Genomic DNA, 11291 nt, shown 5'->3' on the forward strand with positions numbered 1-11291 from the left:
CGGCGTCAGACGTGGCGTGAGTCGACGAGCCGGCCGAACACGGCCGAGCGGTTGTCGGTGTGGAAGATCTCCGAGCACGTCGTCAGGGTCAGCAGGGCCTGCTTCGGCTTCGCCTTCGTGCGCTGGTCCTTCGCGCCCCTGGCCTTCTCGGGGACCGGCTGCACGACCCAGATGTCGGTGAAGTCGACGATGGTGTCGGTGCCGGAGTTCTGCAGCTCGTACGTGTAGACGTGCGTCCGCGTCTCGACCTCGACCCGGTCGCCCGCGCGCAGGCTGGGGAAGTCCTTGAAGGGCTGGCCGTTGGTGATGCGGTGGCCCGCCACGGCGAAGTTGCCCTTCTGCCCGGGGCGCTGGGTGTCGGGGAACCAGCCCACGCCCGAGGTCAGCGCGGTGTCGTCGATCCCCGCGACGACCGGCACCTCGAAGTCGTCCCCGAATCGGGGGACGCGCAACACCGCGAACACCTGTCCCATGCGGAGCTCGTCGGCCGAGGCGTCGCCCGCGCGGTTGCCCTTCCAGTCGTCGGCCAGGGCCACGGCCATCTCGCCCTGACGGTGCTTGGCCACGACGTTGGTGCCGATGTAGTTCCAGCCGGCCCAGCCGAGCCCGGCCAGCAGGGCGACGGTCAGCAGGCTCGCCAGCAGACGCGCGGGACGCAGCTGCGGGGTCGGCTTCAGCTCCGGTCGCTCGCGGCGCGGGGGGCCGACGTCAGGGTTCACGGAACGAGTGTCACACCTGCGTCCCGGTGGGACAATCGACCCGCGCGTCGCGACGGTCCGGTCGTTGCCCGTGACCGGCCTCACGCGGTACGGTGCTGGCTAAGCAAGCGCTTAGTCAGGAGACCCGCGACATGACCCGTGAATTCGAGACCCTCGCCGACCTCAAGGCCGCCGTCGGCCAGGAGCTGGGCACCAGCGACTGGGTGACCGTGACCCAGGAGAAGATCAACCTCTTCGCCGACGCCACCGGCGACCACCAGTGGATCCACGTCGACCCCGACGCCGCCGCGAAGGGCCCCTTCGGCAAGACGATCGCCCACGGCTACCTCACCCTGAGCCTGCTGCCGGTCTTCACCGAGCAGATCTACGGCGTGAAGAGCGCGGTCATGGGCGTCAACTACGGAGCCAACAAGGTGCGCTTCCCGCACCCGGTGCCGGTCGACTCGCGCGTGCGCGCCACCGCGACGCTCAAGGAGACGCAGGACATCTCGATCGGCACGCAGGTCATCATCTCCGTCGTCGTCGAGATCGACGGCGTCGAGAAGCCCGCCTGCATCGCCGAGGTCGTCTACGTCATCGCCGAGGGCTGAGCCGTGCACTTCGCCTTCGACGACAGGACGCAGGACCTCATCGCGCGGATGACCGCGTTCATGGACGAGGTCGTCCATCCGGCCGAGCCGCTCGCCCACGAGCAGATCCAGGCCAACTACTCCAGCGACGGATGGACGCCCCCGGCCGTCATCGAGGACCTGAAGGTCGAGGCGAAGAAGCGCGGGCTGTGGAACCTGTTCCTGCCCGGCGAGGGCGGAGCCGGTCTCACCAACCTGCAGTACGCGCCGCTGGCCGAGATCCAGGGCCGCAGCATCCAGTTGGCTCCGCCGGCCACGAACTGCGCGGCGCCGGACACCGGCAACATGGAGGTGCTGAACGAGTTCGGCACCGACGAGCAGAAGAAGCAGTGGCTCGAGCCGCTGCTCGCCGGTGAGATCCGCTCGGCGTTCGCCATGACCGAGCCCGACGTGGCGTCGAGCGACGCCACCAACATCGAGACCTCGATCGTGCGCGACGGCGACGAGTACGTCGTCAACGGGCGCAAGTGGTGGATCACCGGCGCGATGAACCCGAACGCCAAGGTGTTCATCGTCATGGGCAAGACCGATCCCACGGCGGCCCGGCACCGCCAGCAGTCGCAGATCCTGGTGCCCCGTGACACCCCCGGCCTGGAGATCGTCCGCGGCATGCACGTCTTCGGGTACCACGACCGCGACCACGGCGGCCACGCCGAGCTGCGGTTCACCGACGTGCGCGTCCCGGTCTCGAACCTGATCGCCGGCGAGGGTGACGGCTTCGCCATCGCGCAGGCCCGTCTCGGACCCGGCCGCATCCACCACTGCATGCGGTCGATCGGCATCGCCGAGCGTGCCATCGAGCTGATGTGCCAGCGCGCCCAGGAGCGGGTCGCGTTCGGCAAGCCGCTGGCCGACCAGGGCGTCGTCCGCGATTGGATCGCCGAGTCCCGCGTCCGGATCGAGCAGCTGCGCCTGCTGGTGCTCAAGACCGCGTGGCTGATGGACACCGTCGGCAACCGCGGCGCCCACACCGAGATCCAGGCCATCAAGATCGCCACCCCGCGCACCGTGCAGTGGATCCTCGACAAGGCGATCCAGACCCACGGCGGCGGAGGCCTGAGCCAGGACTTCCCGCTGGCCGAGATGTACGCCGGCATCCGCACGCTGCGGTTCGCCGACGGCCCGGACGAGGTGCACAAGAACTCGTTGGCCAAGGCCGAGCTGAAGCGGCAGGGCCTGCGATGAGCGCGCTGTCGACCGGCCGCCGCGCGGTCGTCACGGGTGCCGCGGGCGGCATCGGGCTGGCGATCGCCGAGGCGCTCGTCGAGCGGGGCGACCGCGTCCTGCTGGCCGACCTCGACGAGCAGCGGCTCGCCGAGGCGGGGGAGCGACTGGGCCAGCCGTGGCTGGCCGGTGACGTCGCCGCCGAGCCCGGCATCGCGGCGCTGCTCGAGAAGGCGGACGCCGAGCTCGGCGGGATCGACCTCTACGTCGCCAACGCGGGCATCTTCCGCGGCTTCGGCCTCGATGCCGACGAGTTCGACTGGTCGCTGTCGTGGGACGTCAACGTCATGGCGCACGTCCGTGCGGCCCGCGCGCTGGTGCCGCGCTGGAGCGTCGAGAACCCGGGCGTGTTCGCCGTCACCGCCTCCGCGGCCGGTCTGCTGACCCAGCTGGGCTCGCCCACCTACGCCGTGACCAAGCGCGCCGCCGTCGGCTTCGCCGAGTGGCTCGCCGCGACGTACGGCGACCGTGGCGTGCAGGTCTGCGCGCTGTGCCCGATGGGCGTCGCGACGCCGATGGCCGAGGCCGGCGAGACGATCACCGACCCCGAGGGCCGACTGGCGCACGCCTCGGTCAGCGCCGCCGGTGAGACGCTCGCGCCGCAGGAGGCCGCCCGGGTGCTGCTCGAGGCGATCGACGCGGGGCGGCTGCTCGCGCTGCCGCACGAGTCCGTCGGCACGATGTACGCGCGCAAGGCGCAGGACACCGACCACTGGGTCACCGGCATGCAGCGATTCAGGACGTCCCTGACCCCGTGACGGCGATCTCCCCCGGGTGCACCGCCGAGCCGATACGATCACCCGACTCATGACGATCACCCGGGGGTAAGTGATGCACCGATCGACCTTGCGCTGGCTCGCCAGCGCCGCCATCGCGGGCGTGGCCGCGACCGCACTGGCGGCACCGACCGCGCAGGCAGCGCCGGACACCTCGTTCTGCACCGACGGCAGCCAGCCGATGGTGCCGCAGTCCGAGGCCGTCGACACGTTCGACGAGTCCACGGCGGTCACGGGCCTCACCGTGGTCAAGGGCACTACGCCCACCGAGTTCACCGGCCGCTACACCGGCTACCTCGAGAACGCCCTCGGCCAGGGCGTCGACATGCTGCTGTTCACGCTCAGCGGCGCGGGCATCGACTCGGGCGAGACGCCCGCCGGCATCTGGGCCGGCATGTCCGGCTCGCCGGTCTACACGGAGGACGGACGCCTGATCGGCGCGGTCGCCTACGGCCTGAGCCCGGACAACATCCCGGTCGCCGGTGTCACCCCGGCCGACTACATGAAGCGGGTCGGCTCCGACCGCCTCGCGTCCCCGGCGAAGGTCACGATCACGAAGGCCAACCTCGAGGGTGCCTCGCGGAAGGCGGAGTCCCGGCTGGTCGGTCAGTCGCCGCAGCGGCTGAAGACCGTCAAGGTCGCGGCGGGCCGCAAGGACCTGGCCAACCGCACCCTCGCCCGGATGCCCCGTGTCTCCGCGTCGACGCGGGCCGTCCGAGCCGGTGGCTTCGCTCAGGTCGCGACCCCGTCGGCCATCCCCGAGCCGCTCGTCCCGGGTGGCAACATCGCCGTCGGCTACACCACCGGCGACCTGTTCACCGGCGGCATCGGCACGGTCACCGCCATCTGCGGGTCCACCGTGTGGGCGTTCGGCCACCCGATGGACTTCCAGGGCGAGACCTCGCTGTCGATGCACAACGCCTCCACAGCCCTGGTCGTCCCCGACACGACCGGCTGGTCCGGCTCGTACAAGCAGGTCTCCCGGATCGGCCAGCAGGTCGGCACCATCACGGTCGACGGGTACGCCGCCATCCGCGGGCAGCTCGGCCTCATCCGTGGCTTCCCGGTGGTCACCTCGGTGCGGAACGCGTCCGGGGACCTCATCACCAGCTACCGCGGCACCGTCGTCGACCCGTACATGGCGGCGTACGGCCCCAGCTACGGCGCCGCGTTCGCGGTGCAGGACGTGCTCGACAACCTGGGCATCGGCACGGCCAGGCTCTCGTGGAAGATCGACTACCGCCTCCGCAGCGGCCGGACGGGCAGCCTGACGAACTCGCAGGTCTACGCCAGCGTGGGCATGCTCGCCGATCAGGCCGCCACGGACATCGGCAACGACGTCTCCGCGATCGCGTACACCGACCTCGCCGACGCGTCGATCACGCGGGTGACGTCCACCCTGACGCTGCTCGGCAACCAGGCGGTCGAGTACCGGCCGGCCGGGGTGCAGCGCTGGAACGGCAAGGCCTGGGTCAAGCTCCGCGGCGCCATCGTGAAGCCCCACCGCACCCTGAAGGTGCGGCCGGTCTACCGCCAGTACGTCAACGACCGTCCTCGCGCGACGTCGACCGGGCCGGTCCAGTCCTTCAGGATCGGGAAGAACGCGAAGGGCCGCGCGTCGATCACGCTCACGTCGCTCGCCGACGGCCCCGAGTGCTTCGAGGACGAGGACGGCGAGATGGTCTGCCCCGAGTTCGAGGAGGAGGCGGCCACCAGCTTCTCCGCCCTGCTCGGGAAGCTCGACGCCCTCATCCGTGCCGACCGCGTGAAGGCCACGGCGACGTACGCGTGGAAGGTCGGCAAGCAGAAGGGCGTGTCCGAGCGCCGCGCCTCGGTGAAGGCGCCGGGCAAGGTCACCGGTTCGCACACGACGACCTTCCGGGTCCGTCGCTGACGAGACTCCGTAGGCTGGCCGCATGGCGATCGAGCTGCTGAACCCTGCACAACTCGACGACATGCGGCCGGCCGGCCGCTTCGTCGCCGACGTCCTCACGACCCTGGTCGAGACGGCGGACGTCGGCTTCGACCTGCTCGAGCTGGACGCCCTGGCCCACCGGATGATCAAGGACCGCGGCGCCGAGTCCTGCTACATCGACTACGCGCCGTCGTTCGGCCGGGGCCCGTTCGGCTACGTCCTGTGCACGAGCGTCAATGACGCCGTCCTGCACGGGCTGCCGCACCGGTACAAGCTGCGCGACGGCGACCTGGTGAGCTTCGACTTCGCGGTCAGCGTCGACGGCTGGGTCTGCGACTCGGCGGTCACCGTCCCGGTGGGCACCCCGCGGGACGAGGACCTGCGCCTGATCGAGGCCACCGAGGTGGCCTTGGCCCGGGCGATCGAGGTCGCCCGTCCCGGTCAGAAGGTCGGCGACATCGGGGCGGTCATCGGCGAGACCGCCCGCGAGTACGGCTACTCGGTCAACACGCAGTTCGGCGGCCACGGCGTCGGGCGCACGATGCACGGCGACCCCCACATCCCGAACGACGCGAAGGCCGGCCGCGGCTTCCCGCTGAAGCCGGGCCTGGTCATCGCGATCGAGCCGTGGCTGTTGGCCTCCACCGACGAGATCCGCATGGACGACGACGGCTGGACGATCCGCAGCGCCGACGGCTCGCGCGGCGCCCACAGCGAGCACACGATCGCGATCACCGAGGGTGACCCGATCGTCATGACCGCCCGCGGCTGACCAGCTGCTCGGCGACCTGCAGGACGAGCGCGTCGGCCCCCACGTGGCCGGCGAGCATGACCCCCACCGGCAGTCCTTGGTGGACGTGCCCGGGCACGCTGACGGCCGGCTGTCCGCTCATGTTCATCAGCGCCGTGTACGGCGTGAAGAGCAGCTCGCGACGGTGGTCCTCGGCCGGGTCGCCCGACTCGGTGAACCAGGCGTGCGGCTGCGGCGGCAGGGCCAGCGTGGGCGTCAGGAACAGGTCGAAGGACGCCAGTGACGCGTTGACGGCGCCGGTCGTCAGCTCGAGGAACGTCATCGCCGCCGCCAGCTCGGGCGCCGTCGCGCGGCCGCCGCGCTCGTACCAGTAGCGGGTCGTCGGCCTCAGCACGTCGACCGCACCCGCGGGCAGGGGCACCGACGCCATGCCGGCCGACCAGACGACGTTGAACTGCGGTTCGAGCTCGGCGGGCCAGGGGTCCGCGATCTCGACGATCTCGTGCCCCTGCGCGCTGAGCGCCTCGCGGGCGGCGGCGACGGCCGCGACCGAGCCGGGGGAGGCGCCGGCGAAGTCGAGGTAGGGGTCCGTCCAGCTGGCGATGCGCAGGCGGCCCGGCTCCCGGCGGACGGACTCCGCGAAGGGCGTCGCCGGTGCGGGCCAGACGCGGGACGAGCCGGGGACCGGGCGGGCGAGCAGGTCGAGCACGGCGGCGACGTCCCGCACCGACCGGGCCAGCACGCCGTCGGTCGCCAGCCCGTTCCACGTCGGGGAGTCGGGCCCGGCTCCGATGCGCCCGCGCGACGGCTTGAACCCGATCACGCCGCAGCACGAGGCCGGGATGCGGATGGAGCCGCCGCCGTCGCTGCCGGGCGCCCACGGCAGCAGGTGCGCGCCGACGGCGGCCGCCGCGCCGCCGCTCGACCCCCCGGCGTTGCGGTCGGGGTCGGCGGGGCACCGCGCCGGACCCACCACGTCGTTGTCGGTGTACGAGCTGAGCCCGAACTCCGGCGTGTTCGTCTTGCCCAGGCTGACGAAGCCGGCGTCCTCGACGAGGTCGACGAGGTGGGCGTTGTGGTCGGGCACCGTGCCGGCCATCAGCCGCGAGCCCATGGACGTCGGGACCCCCTCGGTCGGGGTCAGGTCCTTGAAGGCCGTGGGCACGCCGGCGAACGCCGGCCGGTCGGTCATGGCATCGAGAGCCGCGGCTCGGGCCAGGGCGCGCTCGGGGGTGACGGTGACGAACGCCCCCAGCTCGTCCGCCGCCACCCGGTCGAGGAAGTGGTGTGTCACCTCGACACACGACACCTCACCACCGGCGATCGTCGCGGCCAGGTCGTGCGCGTCCAGGTCGTGGAGTTCGGTCACGTCGCCCACCGTCTCGCGTGCCGGCTGCTCGGACAAGCGCGGCCCGTGCCCTTGACGTCTGCACGGGCGGACGGTCGACTGGTCACCCACCCGATCCAGGAGCACGCCGATGCCCGAACCGCAGGACGCGCCGCCGTCCGAGCCCCTGGCCGACCGACACCGACGCCTCGTTTGGGGCTTCGACGCCGTGGTCGACCAGGTGCGCGACTGGGACGCCCCGACACCCGTCGCCGCATGGCGCGCCCGGGACGTCGTGCTCCACCTCGTCACCTGGTCGCAGGGTTTCCTCGCCGCCGGGGGAGTGGACCTCGTCCGCCAGGTCGACCCAGAGGACCCGGCGACGACGTGGCGCGACCACGCCGCGGAGATCCAGTCGCTGCTGGAGTCCGACGCCGCCGGCGAGCCGTTCGCCCACCCGTACGCGGGTTCCGGTCCGCTCGCCGAGGTGATCGACCGGTTCTACACGACCGACGTGCTCATGCACACGTGGGACCTCGCCGAGTCCGCCGGCGTCGCGTCCGGGCTGGACCCCGTCGAGTGCGAGCACCTGCTGGCGGGCATGAGCCTGAGCGAGCAGCTGCTGCGCGACTCCGGGCAGTACGGACCGGCCGTGCCGGTGCCCGCCGACAGCGACGGCGTCACCCGCCTGATGGGCTTCATCGGCCGCGACCCGCAGTGGGCGGCCGACGCATGAACGGTCGCTCCGACCTGGTGCTCTACCTCCGGCGCTCGCGCGAGGCGGTGTGGCGTGCCGTGGACGGCGTCGACGAGTACGACGCGCGGCGGCCGCTGACCCCGAGCGGCACGAACCTGCTCGGTCTGGTCAAGCACCTCGCGACCGTCGAGTACGGGTACGTCGCCCGGTGCTCGGGATTCGCGGGCGACCTCGACCTCCCCTGGGACGACGAGGACGACGAGGTCAACGCCGACCTGTGGCTGACGCCCGACCAGAGCGCCCGGTCGATCATCAACCTCCACGTCGCCGTCGCGGCCCACACCGAGCGGGCGGCGGCGGCACTGCCGCCCGACGCGCCGGCCACGGTGCCGTGGTGGCGGGAGCCGGAGACGACCTTCGACCGACTCCTCGTGCACCTGGTCGCCGAGACGGCGCAGCACGCCGGCCACCTCGAGATCCTGCGCGAGCAGCTCGACGGGCAGGGCGACGCGTGGGATGCGGACCGGTCCGAGCGCGACGCGTCCTGGTGGGCGGCGCAGGTGGGCCGGATCGAGGCGGCGGCCGAGCCGTTCCGCGGGTCCGGCGCCACCGTCGCGGCCGTCAGGGCTTGATCGAGATGATCTCGACGACGAACAGCAGCGTCTTGCCGGCGAGCTCGTCGTCCTCGGACGGCTCCGTGCCGAAGCCGTACTCCGCCGGGATGTTGATCAGCACGGTCGAGCCGACCTTCTGGCCCACGAGGCCGGCCTGGAATCCCTGGACGACCTGGCCGGTCGCGATCTTGGCGGGCCGACCGTCCTTGCCGTACGTCTGCTGGAAGACCTTCCCGTCCTCCTCCCAAGTGCGTCCTTGGTAGTTCACGTCGAGGACGTCGCCGGCCTTCACCTTCGCCCCGTCGCCCTCCTTCAGCACCTTCACCAGCACGTCGCCGGGAGCCTTGGTCTTCGGGAGGGCCACATCGGGCTCGCCGCCCGTGAGCGAGACCTTCGGGACGTCCGTCTTCCACGGCTTGGCCTTGACCGGCTTGCGCGTGTCGACGACGTCGGTGACGATCACCAGCGAGTCGCTGGCCTTGATGTCGAGGTCGGCGTAGCCCTTGTCGCCGTACACGTCGGAGGCCGCGACCGCGGTGACGACCCGGGAGCCGGTGGGCACGCACTCGATCGCGGCGCGGAACGCCTCGAAGGTCTTGGCGTCGCCCGCGGTCAGCGTGGCCTCCTCGCTGAGGGCCTGCTGGCCCGTGCGGCCGTTGAAGACGCTGATGACGGTCTCGACCTGGTCGCCCTTCGCGGTGTCGTCGCCCTTGCCGTCGTCGAGGACCGTGCGCTGCAGGTCGTCGGCCTTGACGGTGAGGGGCGCCGTGAAGGCGGCCTTCGGTCCGGTCTTGCCGAACTCACCGCTGACCTTGACCGCGTCGCTCGCCGTGCCGGACGGGTAGTCGTCACAGGTCGCCTTCGTGGCGTCGTCACCGGAGCCGCACGCCGCCAGGGGTGCCGCGGCGAGCAGCAGGACGACGGGGAGGGTCTTCAGGTTCCGCATGGGTGAGGTCTCGTTTCGTCGGGGTGAGCCGGACAGCCCGGCGAGCCTACCCGCGGCGCTCGCGTGGGATTCCCCAGAACCGGTCGAGAGCCCCCTGCGGTGCGTCATTGCAGGCTTTGGCAGGATGTCGGAACGTGCTGACTTCCCTCGATCGATACTTCAAGATCTCCCAGCGTGGCTCGTCCGTAGGACAGGAGGTCCGCGGCGGTGTCGTGACCTTCCTGACGATGGCCTACATCATCGTGCTGAACCCGATCATCCTCAGCAATGTGGCTGACGCGGACGGCAACTACCTCGGCGGCGGCTCCGAGCCCGGCTCGGGCTTCGCGACCATCGCGGCCTGCACGGCGCTGGTCGCCGGCCTGCTGACGATCCTCATGGGAGTCGTCGCGAACTTCCCGATCGCCCTCGCGACGGGCCTGGGCCTCAACGCCTTCGTCGCCTTCGCCGTGGCGAGCCAGATGTCGTGGGCCGACGCGATGGGCCTGGTCCTGCTCGAGGGCCTCGTGATCCTCGTGCTCGTGCTGACCGGCTTCCGGAAGGCGGTGTTCGACGCGGTGCCGTCCCAGCTGAAGACCGCGATCGCCGTGGGCATCGGGCTCTTCCTGACCCTGATCGGGCTGATCGACGCCGGTTTCGTCCGTGCCACCGGCAACGCCGCCCCGCCCATCGGGATGGGCATCGGCGGCGAGCTCTCCGGCTGGCCGGTCCTGGTGTTCTGCTTCGGCCTGCTGCTGATGATCAGCCTGCACACGCGCGGCGTGCCCGGCGCGATCCTCATCGGCATCGCGGTCACGACGGTCGTCGCGATCGTCGTGCAGGCGTTCACCGACACCCCCGGCTCGAACGGCGATCCGACGTCGAAGGGCTGGAACCTCAACGTGCCGGCGCTGCCGGACTCGCTGGACGAGCTGGTCTCCACCCCGGATCTGTCGCTGCTGGGCGACTTCAACCTGCTCGGCTCCTTCGAGCGCGTGGGTGCGGTGGCTGCGGTCCTGCTGGTCTTCACCCTGATGCTCGCCGACTTCTTCGACACCATGGGCACGATGACCGCGGTGGGTGCCGAGGCGGGCCTGAACGACGAGGACGGGGCCCCGGAGGGTTCCCAGCGCATCCTGATCGTCGACTCCGTCGCGGCGGCCGCCGGCGGCGCTGCCGGCATCTCGAGCAACACCTCCTACGTGGAGTCGACGGCCGGCGTGGCCGACGGCGCCCGGACCGGACTGGCCAGCGTCGTCACGGGCCTGTGCTTCCTGCTGGCCACGGTCTTCACGCCGATCGTTCAGGTCATCCCCAACGAGGCCGCCGTGGCAGCCCTCGTGCTGGTGGGCTTCCTGATGATGACCCAGGTGACCGAGATCGACTGGAAGGACCCAGAGATCGCCATTCCGGCCTTCCTGACCATCGCCTTCATGCCGTTCACGTACTCCATCACTGCGGGCATCGGCGCCGGCTTCCTCGCCTACGTGGTGCTGAAGGTCGTGATGGGCAAGATGGGCCAGGTTCACGTCCTGCTGTGGGTCATCGCTGCCCTGTTCGCAGTGTATTTCGCCATCGACCCGATCACGCGACTGCTCACGTGACCCACGTCGCACGGAACCGGTTTGCCAAGGACGGAAACGTCTGTGTAATGTTCTTCTTGTTGCGCCGAACAGCGCAGCGGAGCGCAGACCGAAGCGGTTAACGCCAGGAG

At 71.1% G+C, this 11291-nt stretch carries 11 protein-coding genes; 8 read left to right on the forward strand and 3 right to left on the reverse strand.

Features of this window, described 5'->3' with window-relative positions:
* Positions 1-5 precede the first annotated feature (5 nt).
* Positions 6-719, reverse strand: coding sequence for a class E sortase (locus AFL01nite_RS14825; protein ID WP_186813977.1), 714 nt, complete (start codon positions 717-719; stop codon positions 6-8).
* Positions 720-850: 131 nt separating this feature from the next.
* Here AFL01nite_RS14825 and AFL01nite_RS14830 point away from each other — a divergent pair, with 131 nt between their 5' ends.
* The 5 genes from AFL01nite_RS14830 (at position 851) to map (ending at position 6035) form a co-directional block, all read left to right on the forward strand.
* A complete protein-coding gene (locus AFL01nite_RS14830) occupies positions 851-1309 on the forward strand; it encodes a MaoC family dehydratase (protein ID WP_146828739.1) in 459 nt (152 codons plus the stop codon).
* 3 nt (positions 1310-1312) lie between these two features.
* On the forward strand, positions 1313-2533 hold the full coding sequence (locus AFL01nite_RS14835) for an acyl-CoA dehydrogenase family protein (protein ID WP_146828741.1): 1221 nt from the start codon (positions 1313-1315) through the stop codon (positions 2531-2533).
* Positions 2530-3330: an SDR family oxidoreductase gene (locus AFL01nite_RS14840; RefSeq protein WP_222593552.1), complete on the forward strand. Its 801-nt coding sequence runs from the start codon at positions 2530-2532 to the stop codon at positions 3328-3330. The genes AFL01nite_RS14835 and AFL01nite_RS14840 overlap by 4 nt, the downstream gene beginning before the upstream one ends.
* Before the next feature lie 73 nt (positions 3331-3403).
* Positions 3404-5242 (forward strand): hypothetical protein, encoded by a 1839-nt coding sequence (locus AFL01nite_RS14845; RefSeq protein WP_146828743.1) that lies wholly within the window; start codon positions 3404-3406, stop codon positions 5240-5242.
* A gap of 22 nt (positions 5243-5264) precedes the next feature.
* A complete protein-coding gene (map, locus tag AFL01nite_RS14850) occupies positions 5265-6035 on the forward strand; it encodes a type I methionyl aminopeptidase (protein ID WP_146828745.1) in 771 nt (256 codons plus the stop codon).
* Here map and AFL01nite_RS14855 read toward each other — a convergent pair.
* Positions 6016-7383, reverse strand: a complete 1368-nt coding sequence (locus AFL01nite_RS14855; RefSeq protein WP_186813978.1) for an amidase — start codon at positions 7381-7383, stop codon at positions 6016-6018. The two genes, map and AFL01nite_RS14855, sit on opposite strands and share 20 nt — an antisense overlap.
* A gap of 109 nt (positions 7384-7492) precedes the next feature.
* Here AFL01nite_RS14855 and AFL01nite_RS14860 point away from each other — a divergent pair, with 109 nt between their 5' ends.
* Together AFL01nite_RS14860 and AFL01nite_RS14865 are read left to right on the forward strand one after the other, a co-directional pair.
* Positions 7493-8077, forward strand: a complete 585-nt coding sequence (locus AFL01nite_RS14860) for a maleylpyruvate isomerase N-terminal domain-containing protein (RefSeq protein WP_146828749.1) — start codon at positions 7493-7495, stop codon at positions 8075-8077.
* The gene (locus AFL01nite_RS14865) at positions 8074-8670 is read left to right on the forward strand and encodes a DinB family protein (RefSeq protein ID WP_146828751.1); all 597 of its coding nucleotides are present in this window, start codon (positions 8074-8076) and stop codon (positions 8668-8670) included. The genes AFL01nite_RS14860 and AFL01nite_RS14865 overlap by 4 nt, the downstream gene beginning before the upstream one ends.
* On the opposite strand, the gene AFL01nite_RS14870 is transcribed toward AFL01nite_RS14865, so the two are convergent.
* Positions 8660-9598 carry an FKBP-type peptidyl-prolyl cis-trans isomerase gene (locus AFL01nite_RS14870; RefSeq protein WP_186813979.1) on the reverse strand — a complete coding sequence of 313 codons (939 nt, stop codon included), beginning with the start codon at positions 9596-9598 and terminating at the stop codon, positions 8660-8662. The genes AFL01nite_RS14865 and AFL01nite_RS14870 overlap by 11 nt on opposite strands.
* A gap of 134 nt (positions 9599-9732) precedes the next feature.
* Here AFL01nite_RS14870 and AFL01nite_RS14875 point away from each other — a divergent pair, with 134 nt between their 5' ends.
* On the forward strand, positions 9733-11181 hold the full coding sequence (locus tag AFL01nite_RS14875) for an NCS2 family permease (RefSeq protein WP_146828754.1): 1449 nt from the start codon (positions 9733-9735) through the stop codon (positions 11179-11181).
* Positions 11182-11291 lie beyond the last annotated feature (110 nt).

Source organism: Aeromicrobium flavum (assembly GCF_007992115.1).
Classification (GTDB): Bacteria; Actinomycetota; Actinomycetes; order Propionibacteriales; family Nocardioidaceae; genus Aeromicrobium; species Aeromicrobium flavum.

Excerpts from the sequence above, each read along its gene's own strand:
- AFL01nite_RS14830 (WP_146828739.1), top strand. The coding sequence starts at position 851 with ATGACCCGTGAATTCGAGACCCTCGCCGACCTCAAGGCCGCCGTCGGC.
- AFL01nite_RS14865 (WP_146828751.1), top strand. The coding sequence starts at position 8,074 with ATGAACGGTCGCTCCGACCTGGTGCTCTACCTCCGGCGCTCGCGCGAG.
- map (WP_146828745.1), top strand. The coding sequence starts at position 5,265 with ATGGCGATCGAGCTGCTGAACCCTGCACAACTCGACGACATGCGGCCG.
- AFL01nite_RS14870 (WP_186813979.1), bottom strand. The coding sequence starts at position 9,598 with ATGCGGAACCTGAAGACCCTCCCCGTCGTCCTGCTGCTCGCCGCGGCA.
- AFL01nite_RS14860 (WP_146828749.1), top strand. The coding sequence starts at position 7,493 with ATGCCCGAACCGCAGGACGCGCCGCCGTCCGAGCCCCTGGCCGACCGA.
- AFL01nite_RS14840 (WP_222593552.1), top strand. The coding sequence starts at position 2,530 with ATGAGCGCGCTGTCGACCGGCCGCCGCGCGGTCGTCACGGGTGCCGCG.
- AFL01nite_RS14845 (WP_146828743.1), top strand. The coding sequence starts at position 3,404 with ATGCACCGATCGACCTTGCGCTGGCTCGCCAGCGCCGCCATCGCGGGC.